Annotated in this window: 12 protein-coding genes; 10 read left to right on the top strand and 2 right to left on the bottom strand. The window is 41.8% G+C overall.

Translation table 11 applies throughout. The features are described 5' to 3' along the window. Positions 1–208, top strand: a 208-nt coding sequence (locus DV872_RS26955) for a hypothetical protein (protein ID WP_114629647.1), incomplete at its 5' end; no start/stop codon positions are given. A gap of 260 nt (positions 209–468) precedes the next feature. Next, positions 469–2,334: a methyl-accepting chemotaxis protein gene (locus DV872_RS26530; protein ID WP_158546902.1), complete on the top strand. Its 1,866-nt coding sequence runs from the start codon at positions 469–471 to the stop codon at positions 2,332–2,334. A 34-nt stretch (positions 2,335–2,368) separates the two neighbouring features. Here the strand turns inward: DV872_RS26530 and aroE are convergent, their stop codons facing one another. Continuing rightward, complete coding sequence (gene aroE, locus DV872_RS09290) at positions 2,369–3,226, bottom strand: shikimate dehydrogenase (RefSeq protein ID WP_114629646.1); 858 nt, start codon at positions 3,224–3,226, stop codon at positions 2,369–2,371. A 166-nt stretch (positions 3,227–3,392) separates the two neighbouring features. Between aroE and asnA the strand changes: the two genes are divergently transcribed. The 6 genes from asnA to argF all read left to right on the top strand — a co-directional run bounded on the left by asnA (position 3,393) and on the right by argF (position 13,735). Further along, the gene (gene asnA / locus DV872_RS09285) at positions 3,393–4,430 is read left to right on the top strand and encodes an aspartate--ammonia ligase (RefSeq protein ID WP_114629645.1); all 1,038 of its coding nucleotides are present in this window, start codon (positions 3,393–3,395) and stop codon (positions 4,428–4,430) included. A gap of 66 nt (positions 4,431–4,496) precedes the next feature. Beyond that, a complete protein-coding gene (locus tag DV872_RS09280) occupies positions 4,497–9,077 on the top strand; it encodes a PEP/pyruvate-binding domain-containing protein (RefSeq protein ID WP_114629644.1) in 4,581 nt (1,526 codons plus the stop codon). A gap of 2 nt (positions 9,078–9,079) precedes the next feature. Further along, the gene (locus tag DV872_RS09275) at positions 9,080–9,742 is read left to right on the top strand and encodes a response regulator transcription factor (protein ID WP_114629643.1); all 663 of its coding nucleotides are present in this window, start codon (positions 9,080–9,082) and stop codon (positions 9,740–9,742) included. A gap of 151 nt (positions 9,743–9,893) precedes the next feature. Further along, on the top strand, positions 9,894–11,237 hold the full coding sequence (gene gdhA, locus DV872_RS09270; RefSeq protein WP_114629642.1) for an NADP-specific glutamate dehydrogenase: 1,344 nt from the start codon (positions 9,894–9,896) through the stop codon (positions 11,235–11,237). 195 nt (positions 11,238–11,432) lie between these two features. Then, positions 11,433–12,665 carry an arginine deiminase gene (locus tag DV872_RS09265; RefSeq protein ID WP_114629641.1) on the top strand — a complete coding sequence of 411 codons (1,233 nt, stop codon included), beginning with the start codon at positions 11,433–11,435 and terminating at the stop codon, positions 12,663–12,665. Positions 12,666–12,742: 77 nt separating this feature from the next. Beyond that, entirely contained in the window at positions 12,743–13,735 is a 993-nt protein-coding gene (gene argF / locus DV872_RS09260) for an ornithine carbamoyltransferase (RefSeq protein ID WP_114629640.1), read from the top strand. A gap of 120 nt (positions 13,736–13,855) precedes the next feature. Here argF and DV872_RS09255 read toward each other — a convergent pair whose 3' ends face one another. Beyond that, positions 13,856–14,860: a LacI family DNA-binding transcriptional regulator gene (locus DV872_RS09255; RefSeq protein WP_114629639.1), complete on the bottom strand. Its 1,005-nt coding sequence runs from the start codon at positions 14,858–14,860 to the stop codon at positions 13,856–13,858. Positions 14,861–15,072: 212 nt separating this feature from the next. Here DV872_RS09255 and DV872_RS09250 point away from each other — a divergent pair, with 212 nt between their 5' ends. Both DV872_RS09250 and DV872_RS09245 read left to right on the top strand, forming a co-directional pair. Further along, positions 15,073–16,092 (top strand): autoinducer 2 ABC transporter substrate-binding protein, encoded by a 1,020-nt coding sequence (locus tag DV872_RS09250; RefSeq protein WP_114629638.1) that lies wholly within the window; start codon positions 15,073–15,075, stop codon positions 16,090–16,092. An 18-nt stretch (positions 16,093–16,110) separates the two neighbouring features. Continuing rightward, entirely contained in the window at positions 16,111–17,604 is a 1,494-nt protein-coding gene (locus DV872_RS09245; RefSeq protein WP_114629637.1) for a sugar ABC transporter ATP-binding protein, read from the top strand. The last annotated feature ends 6 nt before the right edge of the window (positions 17,605–17,610 follow it).

Genomic DNA, 17,610 nt, shown 5'->3' with positions numbered 1-17,610 from the left:
AATGCAAATATGGATAGCCATGATTTCATTTTTACTTCTAAAATATCTTTCAGATTCATCGTCTTCGGTATGGACTGTAGGCTCATTGATGGCTGTGATTCCAATTCTATTGTTCATGAAAAAAGATCTCTGGCTATGGTTGAATAAGCCAAAACCAATGGCAGAATCAATGTTTTTTTCAGATGGTCAAATGGGGCTGTTTTTATGAAGCAATTTTATCTTGGACAGCTGTGATCCAATATCATAATTATTTAAAGAGACTTATTTAAATTTTAGAACCAGACAGTCCGGATGTTTTCCTTTTATCCGAGGAAAATATTTTTTCGGATAAAAGGAAGTTAATGCTAGTTAATAAATTGCATTTCTATGGGAATTTCTGTTTTAACTCAGTTCCGATAGTTTATTTGTTTGAAATTGTTTTGATAAAGGGATCAGTGTCTAAAGATCTTATCTTTAAGGAGTTCATGTATGTTTAAATTAAAACTAAAATTAAAAGGGAAACTCTTAATTCCAATTCTGGGAATCTTTATCCTTGGTGTTATATTGGTTCAGGGATTCAGCTATTATAAAACTGTAGGCATTCTTGAAGCACAGATAGAAGATGGAATCATTAGAGAAGCCGCTTCATCAACCAGGTTTTTAGATCAATGGGTTGATAATATGTCGGCCAATCTTATCAACTGGAGCCGTGAAGACCTCTTTCAAGAGGCTCTTGAGGGTGATGAACAGGCAATAATGGATGTATTTACTTTTACCGGTAACGGCCTGATAGATTTTCCATGGTACGAGGGGCTGGCCCTTGTAGGACTTGATGGAAAGGTAATTGCGGCAAGCCCAGACAGTTATGCTGATCTTGATGTTTCTGACCGGGATTATTTCAAAGATGCTTTAAAGGGTGGACAGGGTAAGTCTGAGCCTCTTGTCAGCAAGGCTACAGGACATCCTATTTTTGTAATTTCCAATCCTATCACTGATAATAACAATTCCATCAAAGGTGTTATATTTGCAGTAATCAGTATTTCTGATCTATACGATATGGTTCTATCTACAATTAAGATCGGAGATAGCGGTTATGCTTTTATGACCGATCCTTATGGAATGATTATCGGTCATCCAAATAAGGATTACATATTGAGCCTGGATATCAGTAATACAAACTACGGGCAGTACATGGTTCGGAATAAAACTGGGATTTTCAAGTACTATTTTGAGGAACAGAAACAATGGAAACTGATGGCGTTTTCTGAAGTTAAGGGTGCTGACTGGATCATCGCAGTCACCGCACCTCTTGGTGAACTGATGCAACCCATGGTAATCGTGAGGAATACCACATTTATCGGGGGTCTCATTACGATTATTGCATCCGGGCTTATTATCTTATTGATTGTGGGACAGATTACAAAATCAATAGTTTCATTTGTCAGCATATTCAAAAAAATAGCCGAGGGTGATCTTCAGATCTCACTAAGTACAAAAGAGGCATTGAGAACAGATGAACTTGGAGATATGGCAAGGTCGATTAATGATATGGTACCCCGCCTGCGAAACGTCATCTCCGATGTCCAGTCCAGTGCCTATAATGTTGCTACCGGGAGTAATGAACTGAGTTCCAGTTCTGTCATTTTATCGGAAGGTGCTTCCCAGCAAGCCTCTTCAATAGAGGAAGTCTCATCGTCCATGGAACAGATGGCCGCAAATATTGATCAAAATGCTGAGAATGCTATTGAAACAGACCGGATTGCTACTCAATCTGCGGTTGATGCAGAAGAGGGGGGGCGTTCTGTCCAGCAGTCTGTTGAGGCAATGAAATCCATTGCTGAGAAGATTTCAGTTATTGAGGAAATTGCCCGTCAGACTAATCTGCTTGCTCTTAATGCTGCCATCGAAGCGGCTAGAGCCGGTGAGCATGGGAAGGGATTTGCAGTTGTTGCTTCAGAAGTTAGGAAACTTGCAGAACATAGCGGCACTGCTGCTACAGAAATTGGTGAGCTATCATATTCAAGTGTTAAAATTGCTGAAAAAGCAGGTGAAATGCTTGATAAACTCGTTCCCGATATTCAGAAGACCGCATCACTTATACAGGAGATCAGCAGCGCAAGCAAAGAGCAGAGTATGGGAGCTGAACAGATCAATACAGCTATTCAGCAGCTGGATATGGTCATTCAGCAGAATGCTTCTGCTTCTGAAGAGATGGCAGCCACTTCAGAAGAGCTGACGAGCCAGTCCAGAGTTATGCAGGATTCAATTGCTTTCTTCAAAATAAGTGATGAATCCGGAACTCATAGTTCAGATAACGCGAAGCTATCTCTATCTGCCCCTGACCGCCCTGAGTAAAATAATATAAAACCAGAGAATTCATGGGAATCGATCACTCCATGAATTCTCTGGATAATACATCTTTCATAATAGCAACCGGAGCATTAAATCCCGTCCACATCTTAAATCCCAGTGCTCCCTGATAGGCCAGCATCCCCAGTCCATCGAGGGTTTCAGCACCCTGCTCGGCTGCTTCTTTGAGAAATGCTGTAGATGGAGGATTCGGAATTACGTCGCAGACAACCATATTTTTATTTATACTGCTGTAGTCCAGCTCAGGTTTGTCATCTACTGCCGGGTATAAGCCCATGGAAGTGGCATTTACAAGAACATCCGTAGACACTGGAACTGCCAGGGAACCCTCCCAGGGGAGAAACTCAGCATGAACCTCAGTATTGGTATTAAGATGATTTACCAGCTCTTCACCTTTTGAAGCTGTCCGGTTTGTGACAGTAATTGTTTTTGCCCCTGCCAGAGCAAGTTCAACTGTAATGGCGCGGGCAGCACCGCCGGCTCCGATTATCAGGTAATTCTTCCCCGCAGGGTCCAGTTCGGCATCTTTTCTGAGGGATTCCAGAAACCCTTTTCCGTCTGTATTCTCACCTATCAGCTTTCCGTTCTCTTTTCGAACTGTATTCACTGCCCCGATCAGAGCGGCATCGGGTGCAATATTATCAAGGTATTTCATAACCTCAATTTTATGGGGAATCGTCAGATTGATTCCCTTCATCTGCATGGCTCTCATGCCTGCAACAGCCTCTTTCAGATCATCCGGCAGTACTTCAATGGTCAGATATCTCCAATCCATATTTAATTCTTTAAATGCTGCTTCCAGCATTACAATCGTTGGGTTTTCTGCTACGGGATGTCCGAAAACGCCCACTAATTCTGATTTATAACTGCGGCCCATTAATAACGCCATCCTTCTCGAAACTATTTTTGATAGATATGGTAATCGTTATATTATCATATAAAAATAGACAGATCTTAAAATAATCGGCAGATGATATTAATAGAAGCCAAAGCGGAAGAACTGATCTATACTGAAATAAAGTTAAATTTAGAAGGACAATTTTATGAGTGCTGAATATTACTATCCCAAGGGATATAAACCCTTGTTATCCCTGGAAGAGACAGAAAAGGCTATTGCCGATATCAAGGCATTCTTTCAGACCTATTTTTCTGCCCAGCTGAGATTGAGACGTGTCACGGCACCTCTTTTCATTGAGGCAGGGACAGGTATCAATGATGATCTGAACGGCATTGAGAAACCCGTATCTTTTAAACCCAAGGGTATGAACTGTACTGCTGAGATTCCACAGTCTCTGGCCAAATGGAAAAGGATGATGCTGGGAGATTATAAAATCCCCGAGGGTTACGGACTGTATACAGATATGAATGCCGTCCGCCCCGATGAAGATCCCGATAACCTTCACTCCTATTATGTGGATCAGTGGGACTGGGAAAAGGCCATTAATTCTACAGACCGGAATCTCGATTATCTTAAGTCTGTAGTTACTAAAATCTATGCCACCCTCAAGGCAACGGAATTTATGGTTTTTGAAAGCTATCCTGAGATTACTCCAATCCTTCCTGAGGACATCACCTTTATACAGGCGGAAGAACTTTGTAAAAAATACCCTGATCTCAGCCCTGTTGAGCGTGAATCAAAGGTGGCACAAGAGTTTGGCGCTGTTTTCATTATCGGAATAGGTGCCGTTCTCTCGGATGGTCAGGAACATGACGGCCGTGCGCCGGACTATGATGACTGGAGCAGTGATAACGGTGCCGGCTCCAAGGGACTCAACGGAGATATTATTCTCTGGAATCCTGTGCTGGGCAGAACCTTTGAAATCTCCTCCATGGGAGTTCGTGTAAACCGTGAGGCTCTTGAGAGACAGCTGAAAATCAGGGACGCCGAGGATCGCAAAGAACTGTTCTTTCATAAAAGACTGCTGGCCGGAGACTTTCCCGAGTCAATCGGAGGCGGTATCGGTCAGTCCAGGCTCTGTATGTTCCTCTTAAGAAAGGCTCATGTGGGAGAAGTACAGGCCAGTCTCTGGCCAGAAGAGATGAGAAAGGACTGTGAGAAGAACAGAATTGTTCTGATGTAGATCTTTATACCCGGGGCGGCCTATTAGACCGTTCCGGTTAATTTCATCTTAGCTGAGGCACTGATAATGACAAATAAAGAAACTATAAATAATAAGCAGATGGCACTGATCAGCGAAATTATAAAACTGACTACTCAGAACAGACCCTTCGATTCCATCCTCAATGAGATTGTAAATCTTTTATCAGTCTCTCTTGATCAGCCTTATAGTGTTTCAATCAGGATTGAAATTGACCACAGTATATATATCAGTTCCGGTTTTGAAATAACTGAGAACTGTGCAAAGTTTCCCATGGAATTTGCTGAGAATATTGATGACTCTCTGGAGTTTTTCTTTAAGCATGATTCTACTGATATGAAAGATTCCGGGGTAAACTCAATTCAAGGCGGGTATCTTAAAGTCCTCGTTAATATACTGACTGGTTTTATCTCCAAGAATCAGCTTAAGATACTTCATCATGACAATAACGAGCGCCTCAAAGAGCTGAAAAGTATCAATTTGACCAATTCTATCCTGATGAAGCACGGGACTCTTACCGAATCTCTCCAGGAGATCTGCTCTCTTCTGCCCGAAGCCTGGCAGTATCCACAGGATACGGTGGTACGGATAATATTTGATGGAAATATGTTTGAAAGCAGCGGCTACCATGAAACAGCCTGGACTATTAAACAAATTTTTGAAACCCCTGACGGGAAGAAAGGAATCATTGAGGTTTCCTATCTCAGAGAATTCCCTCCTGAAGATGAGGGGCCTTTTCTTAAGGAAGAGAGATCACTGCTGAATATCCTGGCATCTATTATTTCCGGAACTTATTCCAACCGTTCTCTTCATGATCTTCTGATCCATAATACCGAAAGATTGAAGGAGCTGCGCTGTATTAATCAGACTTCTGAAATTCTCAAGAAAAGTCTTTCCTTTGAAGTGGCCCTGCAGAATATCTGCCAGATACTGCCTGAAGCCTGGAAATATCCAGAGTCCACGGTGGTCAGAATCCGTTATGAAGAAAAAGAATTTGTAAGCTGTAATTTCGAGGAGAGCGGATGGGTTCAGATGCAGACCTTCGAAACCCCCGGAAATATCAAAGGGACAATTGAGATCTTTCTTCTGGATGATTTTCCTATGGAGGATGAGGGACCTTTTCTTAAAGAGGAGAGAGATCTTCTTATCAACATAGCCGGTATGATTTCCGGTATTGCCGGTACTGATGTATTGAAAAAAATACTGTCTGAAAACAATGAACGTCTTAAAGAGCTGGGGGCTATCAATAGAACTACACGTCTTATCTCTGAATATAGACCTGTTGATGAGACCCTCATTGAAATTGCTCATATACTGAGTCAATCCTGGCAGTATCCCCGATGTACTGCAGCGAAAATCTGCTATGAAGGCAGGGATTATCTGACACAGGGATATAAGGAAACTATCTGGAGTCAGAGTGAAAACTTTGTGACATTCGATAATAAAAAGGGTTTTATCACGGTTGTCTATCTCAGGGAATTTCCTGAATCTTATGAGGGCCCTTTCCTGAAAGAGGAGCGTGATCTGCTGATCAATATCGCCAAGCTGATCAGCGCTTATCTGAACAACAGTAAGGGAAGGGAAATTTACAGAAAGAATATCCATAAGAAGAATGAAATAGAGAAGCAGACCGAGTATAAGAAATCACTTGTGACCAACAAAGGCCCCTTGCAGCTCTTCTTTAATCAGCAGGTTCTGGACAAGTACATCTATCTGGAAATGATGAAGTATAAGGTGAAGGAGATACTCTTTGTCGCAACTCTCTATGATGCCTTCATTCTTGGAAAAGAAGACGGTTTTTTTGAGCGTTTTATGGGTGAGATCTACCAGTACAGTCTCTTTTCACTGCCCCGTATTACAGGGGTAACAACTGCAGAGGAAGCTCTGGAGATGCTTGGGAATAAATCCTTTGACCTGGTTATTCTGATGGTAGGTTTAGATCTTGATGCTCCGGTTTCTCTGAGTGAAAAAATTAAAGATATAGTTCCCTCTCTCCCGGTTTATCTGCTTTTGAATCAGAAGAGTAAAATTAGACACTTTGAAGAACTGGTGGCGTCCTCAAAAACTTTGGATAACCTTTTTTTCTGGAATGGAGATTCCCAGATTATCTTTTCTATTGTTAAATCAATAGAGGATAGAATCAATGTCGCCAATGATACACAGGTCGGGCTGGTTCGGGTGATTCTTCTGGTTGAAGACTCCTCTTTGTATTATTCAAAATATTTGCAGATGCTTTATGGCATTGTCTTTGGTCAGGTACAGCAGCTGCTTCCGGAAGTCGAGAAGAACGAACTGGATAAGATCAGTAAGATGCGATCCCGTCCTAAGATTCTTCTGGCTAGAAACTATGAGGATGCTATGCATCTTTTCAATCAATACAAGGATTATCTTCTCTGTGTTATTTCAGATATTGAGTTTGAACACGGTGGAAAACCGGATAAGACGGCTGGCATAAAATTTATCAAATATGTGAAATCTCATATGATGAAGCTTCCCATAATTCTCCAGTCCTCTGATGATGAAAATTTGAAGAATGCCGAAGACCTTGATGTCTTCTTTATGAATAAAAATTCTGAGACCCTCCTGAATGATCTGAAGAAATATCTGAATTACTATCTGGGATTTGGTGATTTCATTTTCAGAGACAGACGGGGCCGGCAGATTGCAGTTGCACAAACTCTCAGGGAATTTGAAGAGCAGCTGCTCCTGGTACCGGATGAGACATTCTATCTTCATGCTCTTGAGAACCAGTTCTCTATCTGGCTGATGGCAAGGGGAGAGATCAAACTGGCAAAGACTATCAATCCGCTGAAGATTAAATCTGTTGAGGATGTTTCATCTTTCCGAAAGAACCTTCTGGAAATCATTAAAGAATATCAGGATGAAAAGAAGAAAGGACGTATCTTCCGCTTTGAGGAAGTCTCTACAATAGATGAGAAAAACATTGTAAAACTTGCTGAAGGTTCCCTGGGAGGGAAGGGACGAGGTCTTGCCTTTATCAGTACTCTTATAAATAATCTGGACTTCTCAACTGTTACAGATGCTATAAATATCAGGACACCTAAAACCGCAATTATCGGGACAGAAGAGTTTGATAACTTCCTTCACATGAATAAGCTATATGAAAAAATAATCGGTGGAAATCAGAGTTTTGACAAGATTAAGCAATATTTTCTGGCGGGTGAGTTCTCCCCTGCACTTGAAGACAAACTGACCGATTTTCTTTCACAGGTACATAAGCCTCTGGCTATCCGTTCTTCCAGTCTGTCGGAAGACTCATTTACACAGCCCTTTGCGGGTGTTTTCCATACCTATATAATACCCAACTGCCGAGAACAGAAGGGTATGGTTCTGGAGAAACTGAAGCAGGCCATTAAATTGGTATTTGCTTCTGTATTCTCTGATGAAGCACAAGGCTATTACAAGGCGATTCATCACAGGGTGGAAGATGAGAAGATGGCTGTTGTTCTTCAGGAATTGGTGGGGCAGCGTTATGGAGATTACTATTATCCTCATGTCAGCGGTACTGCCTGTTCTTATAACTATTACCCTGTGGCTCATATGAAACCTGAAGAGGGTTTTGCAATGGCAGCCTTCGGACTGGGAACGTATGTCGTGGATGGAATGACTTCATACCGTTTCTCACCTAAATATCCCAAGGTGAATATGTATTCCATGAAGGATATTATCAGTAGTTCTCAGGTGAAATTCTATGCAGTTGACTGCCGTAAGATCAATATGGACTATGCAGTTGATGGTGAATTGGCTTCCATGACACTTCTGGATATCTCAGAGGCCGAAAGTCATGGTGCTCTAAAGCATTGTGTCTCGGTGTATGACTCCCAGAATGACAGGATTGTACCCGGTCTTTCCGCAGCCGGACCGCGTATCATGAACTTCGCCAATATTCTAAAATATGATTATATTCCCCTGGCTAAGACTTTGGAACTTCTCCTTGCTACACTGAAGGATGCCCTGGGATCCCCTGTGGAGATAGAGTTTGCCGTTGATCTCTGTAAGGCTGAAAACGGGCTTCCTACATTTTATCTGCTCCAGACTAAACCCATGGTTGAGAGCCGGAGCAGTTTCCATTTTGAACTGGATGAGATCATGCGTTCAAAGGCCTTGCTGTATACACAGACCAGTCTAGGTAATGGAGAGATTGATGACCTTTATGATGTTATCTATATTGATCCGGAAAAGTTCGATAAGATGAAGACACTGGATATGGTTAAAGAGATAGAATATCTTAATAATCTCATGAGTAGAGAAGACAGGCATTATATTCTGATCGGACCGGGACGATGGGGTACTCGTGACCAGTATCTGGGTATTCCTGTAAACTGGGCTCAGATATCAAATGCCCGGATAATTGTAGAGATCAGTCTGAAGAACTTTCCCCTTGATTCATCACTGGGATCTCATTTCTTCCATAATGTGACTTCCATGAATATAGGATATTTTTCGGTAAATGATCTGTCAAATTCTGAATTTATCAACTGGGACAGCCTATATCAGAAACAGGTGATTCATCAGACAAGTTTTTTCAGACATATACGTTTTGATAAGGCTTTAAAGGTTCTTATGGATGGAAAAGAGAAAAAATCAGTGATTATTGAGAACAGTTAATTATGGGTAAAATTAGAGTTGGGGTCTGCAGCGAACATAAACTTCTCCTTGAGGGAATCTGCCGTCTCCTTGATGATCTGGAGAGTATTCAGGTTCTATTAAAAGAGACCTCAGTTGACGGCCTTTTAAAATCTCCGGCTTTGGATCAGGTGCATATTCTTATATTAAATCCTGATGTTCTGGATGCACGGATTTTGAATCTCATAGTACAGATGTCTGTTGTCCATCCCAAAGTTATGATTCTTATACTCTCCATGGCTGCAAATGAAGCCACTATCCACAAGACTATCAAGGCAGGGGCGAAAGGTTTTCTGGCCAGAGACAGCGATCAGGATGATCTGCTGGAGGCAATCTTTACCCTCCGAAACGGCCATGATTATTACAGTAAATCCATTACCCAGCTATTACTTAAAAAATATATTACAGATCTGAAATCCGACAGCCCCTCTCCGGAACAGAAGGAACTGCACTCACTGAGTTCAAGAGAGCTGGAAGTTCTGACCCTATGGGGAAACAGTTATACCAATAACGAGATTTCCGAGAAGCTGTTTATCAGTATCCGGACTGTAGAATCCCATAAAAATCATATTATGCAGAAGCTCAATCTCAAGACTGCAGTTGATATGGTTAAATTTGCAATCAAAAACAGCATCATCGAAATCTGAATCCTCTTATCCGGCTCAGGGAATTACGTAATTCTCTACGTGATTCACGTAAAAAATAATTTTTTATTCATTTCCGTGTTATATGTATCTCAGGGAAAACCGGTGGAAATGCCGGAGCCTCTAACACTATAAATACTTCAAGGACAACATAATGGTAAATGTAAAAGTTAATGAATTTATGGCAAAAATTATTGCCAAGAATCAGGGCGAAACTGAATTCCATCAGGCAGTGAAAGAGGTTGTCGAATCACTTATGCCTTTTCTGGATGAGAATCCCGAATATCAGTTCTCTAAAATACTGGAGAGAATGACAGAACCCGAAAGAGTTTTGATGTTCAGAGTCCCCTGGGTAGATGATAAGGGTGAAATTCAGATCAACCGGGGTTATCGAATCGAAATGAACAGTGCCATCGGTCCTTATAAGGGGGGACTGCGTTTTCACCCCACAGTGAACCTGGGAATATTGAAATTCCTGGCTTTTGAACAGGTTTTCAAAAACAGCCTGACAACACTCCCCATGGGTGGAGGTAAGGGTGGTTCCGACTTTGATCCCAAGGGGAAGTCAGATAATGAAGTCATGCGTTTCTGTCAGTCCTTTATGACCGAGCTGCAGCGTCATATCGGACCGAATACCGATATTCCCGCCGGTGATATCGGTGTGGGTGGAAGAGAAATCGGATATATGTTCGGACAGTATAAGAGAATCAGAAATGAGTTTACCGGGATATTAACTGGAAAGGGCCTGAAGTGGGGGGGCAGTCTTATCAGACCCGAAGCTACCGGATACGGTGCAGTCTATTTTGCCGAAGAGATGCTTAAAACTAAAAATGACAGTTTCAAGGGTAAAACTGTAGCCATTTCCGGTTCCGGGAATGTCGCTCAGTATGCAGTAGAGAAGGTTATTGAGCTGGGTGGTAAGGTTGTCACCCTTTCTGACTCCAGCGGTTCTATTTATGATCCTGATGGAATTGATACGGAGAAACTGAACTATGTTCTGGATCTGAAAAATACAAGACGGGGCCGTATTTCTGAATATGCCGAAAAATATAATGTCAGCTTCAACGAAGGTAAACGCCCCTGGTCAGTTGAATGTGATGTTGCACTTCCCTGTGCCACACAGAATGAAATTGATGAGTCTGATGCTAAAACACTTGTTGCAAACGGCTGTTTCGTAGTCAGTGAAGGTGCGAATATGCCCTGTACCCCTGAAGCGGTAGAAGTTCTTCTTGAGGCAAAAGTTCTTTATGGTCCCGGTAAAGCTGCCAATGCCGGTGGAGTCGCTGTTTCCGGACTTGAGATGACACAGAACTCCATGCGTCTCTCCTGGACTAGAGAAGAAGTTGATGCAAGACTCCAGGAGATAATGAAGAGTATTCATGAAACATGTGTTAAATACGGAAAAGATGATTCCGGCTTTGTGAACTATGTAAATGGAGCCAATATCGGTGGATTTATCAAAGTTGCCGATGCCATGATGGCTCAGGGCTTTGTGTAAGATAATCTATTTATGACTTTTGGCCGGGACGATTATGTCTCGGCCTTATTTTTTTATAATGGATCATCAGGCAGTTTGCTGTGAATCTACTGCTTTCCAAAAAGGAGATATCATTTATACTGAAATAACATTTTCTTGCTAAAATAAAAATATTGAGATAGTATTACTACATCAATAGTAACAAAGGATGTTTCCATGAGCAATCTGCTCTCTTACAATGTTCAGTCCGAGGTGGGAAAGCTGGAAGCTGTACTGCTTCACAGGCCCGGAAAAGAGCTGGAAAGGTTAATCCCCCAGTATCTGGAAGAGCTTCTTTTTGATGATATTCCCTGGCTGGGAAAGATGCAGGAGGAGCATGATCTTTTTGCTGATGCTCTGCGCGCCAGAGGATGCGAGGTCTACTACTATGATCAGCTTCTTGCGGACATCCTCAAAGAGTCTCATGTCAAAAATGAGCTTATTGCCGAGATGGCCGAGTTTACAGGAATTACCAAGCTGAGAGAGAGCGATGCCATTCTGGAATATCTGCATGCAAGTGAATCAGCTGCACTGGCTGAGATCTTTATTACGGGTCTCCACAAGAATGAAATCAATTATAAAGAGGAGAGCAGAAGTCTCTCCTATTACATCACTGATGACTATCCCTTTTATATAAACCCCATTCCCAACCTCTATTTTACAAGAGATCCGGGTGCGATCATCGGTAATGGAATTTCAATCAACTCAATGAAAACCTCCGCCAGAAACAGAGAGACCATGATTCTCTCCTATATCAATCGCTATCATTCAGGTATCGACAGCTCTGACGCACCAGTCTGGTATGACTATAATAATGCTGATTCAATTGAGGGCGGAGATATACTTGTTCTCAGTGATAAGGCTGTTGCCATAGGCTGCAGTGCCAGAACCTCTCCCGAGGCTATTGAGAAAATTGCAGAAAATCTGTTTAAAGGTGCTTCGGGTGTACGGGAGATCGTGGTTATTCAGATTCCCTTCAAGAGAGCCTATATGCATCTTGATACGGTATTCACAATGCTGGATGTTGATAAGTTCACCATCTTTCCGGGAATTGAAAATGAAATTAAGATTTTCAGTATGACTCCTGCATCCGGGGGCTCATTAAAGATCACTCCCAAGGATAATCTTGTAAAGGCTCTGAACGATGCTTTGGACAGAGATGATGTTCAAATCTTAAAATCCGGGGGGGGTGACAAGATCACCGCTGCCCGGGAGCAGTGGAATGACAGCACAAACACTCTGGCAATTGCCCCGGGAGTTGTTGTAACATACAGGAGAAATCAGGCGACCAATGAAACTCTGCGGCAAAACGGAGTTGAGGTTATTGAGATAGAGGGCTCCGAACTTGTTCGGGGGCGGGGCGGTCCCCGATGTATGAGTATGCCCCTGAGGCGTGCAGCGATAAATTGATATTAATTGGTCCTTTGGCCACTGAAATTAAAACACCAGAGTGATTTTACTCAAGCTGGAAGATTAGGAGAACATAAATGGCAGTCAATCTAAGAGGAAGAAATTTCCTGACATTGAAAGATTTCACACCCGAGGAGATCAGGTATATGCTGGATCTCTCTCTGGATCTGAAGAGAAAGAAGAGAGCCGGGGTCAGAGGTGATCTTCTTGATAGAAGAAATATAGTACTGCTCTTTGAAAAGGCATCCACAAGAACCAGATGTGCCTTTGAAACAGCTGCCTTTGATGAGGGCGGGTCTGTTACTTTTTTGACCAACAGTCAAATGGGTAAGAAAGAGTCCATTGAAGATACAGCTAAAGTACTTGGACGATTCTATGACGGAATCGAGTTCAGGGGGTTCAAACAGGAGACTGTTGCCACCCTGGCAGAACATGCGGGAGTTCCTGTCTGGAATGGTCTGACTGACCTTTATCATCCGACTCAGATCCTTGCAGATTTTCTGACTGTAATGGAGCACTGCCATAAGCCATTGAACAAGGTTAAATTTGTTTATGCAGGTGATGCCAGAAACAATATGGGTAATTCACTGATGATCGGTGCCGCTAAGATGGGTATGCACTTTGTAGCCCTGGCTCCAAAAGAGCTTTTTCCTTCTGAAGAGCTGGTTGCCGAGATGAATGAAATTGCAAAAGAGACGGGTGCGGTTATTGAACTATCCGAGAGTCTGGATGCCGTAAAGGGTGCAGATGTTATTTATACTGATGTATGGGTCTCCATGGGAGAAGAGGCTATGTTTGAACAGAGAATCAAACAGCTCAGGCCCTATCAGGTCAATATGGATATGATTAAGAAGACCGGAAATGACGATGTTCTTTTCCTTCACTGTCTTCCTGCTTTCCATGACCTGGAGACAGAGGTTGGTATGGATATTAAAGAGAAGTTTGGTCTTGATTCAATGGAAGTCACTGATGAAGTTTTCAGAAGTAAGCACTCTGTTGTGTTCGATGAAGCCGAAAATAGAATGCACACAATTAAAGCAGTGATGGTAGCCACCATCGGTAATCTATAAATTAAAGAAATCATAAAAAGAAGGCTGAAGCTTTTTTTATACTGAAAACCTCAAAGTTGACAAAACTTTGAGGTTTTTTTTGGGCTCCGGGTCTGTTCGAATTGTATAGTGAATTGATTATTAATTGAGAACACGCACACTTTCTCTTATTATAAGAGATGTTCCAACAGAGACCTTTAATCTTAACTCGGGAGAGTCCGATTCTATTCTGTCGAAAAGAAGTCTGAGAGCAAACTCACTTATTTTTGCATGATTAACCTGCACTGTCGTGAGAGCAGGGGTGGACATACGGGATTGGGGCAGATTATCAAATCCAACAACAGATATATCCTCAGGGATTTGTATACCATTTTTTTTAAGGGTTTTCATGCATCCCAGGGCTATTATATCATTCACACAGAAGAGAGCTGTTGGAAGGTTTGCCTTCCCTTCTATCAATTTTTCAAAATCCTTTTGAGCTCCCTCGAAGGTGGAATGGACATTATATTCTGTTAAATTCACCTGTTCATACTCTGTGATAAGAGTTTTAAAGGCCCGCTCTCTACGTCTGAAATTTTCAACATCCACAGGAGAGCTTACAAGCCCAATTTCTTTGTGCCCATTTTTGACAAGGAGGGTCACAATATCATTCACAGCGCTGTAATTATCCATATTGACAAAGTCAAAGTGAATACTTGGATGGTATGTATCAATAAATACGATGGGGATATCATAGCATTCGAATTCCCTTACATCTTCCTTTGTGAGTTCAGTGCCAATAACAATAACACCCATGATGCCGTCCTGGATAAAACCTTTAAGGATATGATTTGTTTCGTTAATACTGCAGGAAACAGTCTGGAGTTCACAGGAGTTGTTACGGCTCTCTCTGGTAATATTATCAATGTAGTGGGATAAGAAATTATCATGGTCTGTATTAATTGTGTGACCATGTTTGACAATTCTCATTAGACGAAGAGAACCAACTTTATTCTGTTTTACAGTCTTGGTATAGTTCATCTCTTTTGCAATTTGCAATATTCGGTTTTTGGTTTCTTCACTCACTCCGGGTTTATTGTTTAGTGCCAGAGATACTGCTGTTATAGATACGGAGGCTTTTGCTGCTATGTCACTAATCTTTGTCATAAGAGTATTCTAAACCACTTTCTAAATTTTAGAAAGTTAAAGTTTATTTTATAAAGATTTTAGTAAACCCTGGAACGTAAAATGAACATGATATTATCTTAAAAACGCTTTATAGGGCGTTTTAGTCGATTGTAAGATATTTTTTATATAAAATTAGTTTGACACCCTACTAAAACGGGGTTAGTATTTCACTAAAATATAGGAGTTATTACATGAAACGATTTATTATTTCTCTACTTTTTGTATCCCTGACATTATCGTCTCTTATGGCAGAGGGCCAGAAAGACACAGCTGCGGTCGCAGTCACTGAAGGAAATAAACAGTACACCATTGCCACAGTTGGTAAAATTGATGGTATTTCCTGGTTTAACCGCATGAGAGAAGGTGCTGAAATGTTTGGTGAAGAAACCGGTCATGACACTTTCATGCAGTCACCCGCTCAGGCAGATGCTGCTCAGCAGGTACAGATTATTGAAAACCTTATTGCTCAGGGTGTTGATGCAATCTGTGTTGTTCCTTTTTCTCCCGAGGCTCTTGAACCAGTACTTAAGAAAGCTATGGATGCAGGAATTGTTGTTGTAACACATGAAGCTACCAGCCAGCAGAATACAGATGTCATTCTCGAAGCCTTCAGGAATGAAGATTTTGGTGCAGAAATGGCATCATATCTCCTGGAAAATATGGGTGAAGAAGGCCAGGTGGCTAACTTTGTAGGATCTCTTACCTCTAAGTCTCATAATGAACAGCAGGATGGTGTAGAAGCCTTTATTGCAGATTACTCCTCTGTAGAACTGGTAAGCAGAAGAAACGAAGACTATGACGATCAGATGATTGCTTATGAAAAAACAAAAGAACTTCTTTCTACTTACCCCAACCTCAAAGGTATTATCGGATCTGCCAGTACAACTGCCCCCGGTGCCGGACTGGCCATTGATGAAAGCGGACTTCAGGATAAGGTTTCTGTCGTTGGTGTTGGTACTCCTCTGGATAACAAAGCCTACCTGGAAAGCGGAGCCGTTGATAAAATCGGATTCTGGGACCCAGCTCTGGCTGCCTATGCCATGAATCGTGTTGCTGTAATGCTCCTCGATGGTAAAGAAATTACTGATGGTATGGATCTGGATGTTGCAGGGTACGAATCTCTGAATCAGGATCCTTCTAAGAAGAATCTGTTCTTTGCCAATGCCTGGGTTTTTGTTGATAAAAACAATGTAGATGAGTACTCATTCTAGGGAGAATCATTCAAAATAATGAACAATGTAGTTTACCTTGAAAATATAGATAAGAGATTTGGCGGGGTTCATGCCTTAAAGAATCTTACACTTCATATCGAAGAGGGAAAAGTACACTGTTTAGCAGGTGAAAATGGTTGTGGCAAGTCCACTCTCATTAAGACCATATCGGGAGTTCATACTCCCGATATGGGTAAGATCTTTCTAAACGGTGAAGAGCACCATAAGCTGACTCCCATGCAGAGCATTTCTGCAGGGATTCAGGTTATCTATCAGGACTTTTCTCTTTTTCAGAATCTAAGTGTAGCTGAGAATATAGCAATGAACAAACTTGTGAAAAACAGGAGAAAGTTCATCAGTGAAAAAGATTATAAAGAGATAGCCAGAGAAGCTCTCGATAAAATCGGGGTGGATCTTGACCTCAGCGAATTAGTAGAGAATCTATCTGTTGCCGATAAGCAGCTGGTCGCCATTGCCAGGGCTCTTACATCCGAGAAGTCCCATCTGATTATAATGGATGAACCGACTTCTGCACTGACTCATACGGAAATCCAGAGGCTGCTGGATATTATCAGGCTGCTGAAGAAACAGAATATCGCGATTCTGTTTGTCAGCCATAAATTAAAAGAACTCATGGAGGTTTGCGATCAGTTCATCGTTATGCGGAATGGACAGATTGTTGAAGAGGGTCCTGTTGAGAACTTTGATGAAAAGAAAATCTCCGCATTGATGATCGGCCGGGAAATTGAATCCAGTCGTAAAGAGAAAAAAGAAGATTCAGAGGAAGTCATCCTGGAAGTGGATGGTATTTCTTATAAAGATAAATTCAAAGATATTTCATTCTCCCTGGGGAAAGGGGAGATCCTTGGAATAACAGGACTCCTGGGTTGTGGAAGAACAGAAATAGTCTCTTCCCTCTTCGGTGTTCTTCCTGTAGATCATGGAGAGATCCGTGTGAAGGGAAATCCTGTTAAAATATCAAATCCCTCGATAGCCAAGAAAAATGGGATCGGTTATGTACCCGAGGACAGGCTGACAGAAGGTCTGCTGCTGCAGCAGTCAATTCAAAGTAACGGGATCATGGCCAGTCTTGAAAACTTCTCTTCTCGTTTTGGTATCATCAATTTTGATAGAGTCCGATCTATTGTAAGTGAGAAAATCAGAGAGCTCAAACTCAATACTTCTGATATTTCTGTTCCGGTCCGCACACTTTCAGGGGGGAACCAGCAGAGAGTGGTTATCGCCAAATGGCTCTGTGCTGACATTGATATCCTTATCCTGAACGGCCCCAGTGTGGGAGTGGATGTGGGTTCCAAATTTGAAATTCATAAAAAAATCCAGGAACTGCGTAAAGCAGGAACTTCGGTAATTATTGTTTCTGATGATATTCCTGAACTAGTGGATAACTGTGACCGTGTTCTTCTGATTCATAAAGGTGAATTGCATAAAGAGTACGGCTATGACTCCATTACTGAAGAGGTCCTGATGGCAGGACTGGATGAGATAAGGTAAAAATAT

This window comes from Oceanispirochaeta sp. M1 (genome assembly GCF_003346715.1).
Lineage (GTDB): Bacteria > Spirochaetota > Spirochaetia > DSM-2461 > DSM-2461 > Oceanispirochaeta.
The sequence above is the reverse complement of the archived record's forward strand: the minus strand, read 5'-3'. Positions and strand labels throughout refer to the sequence as shown.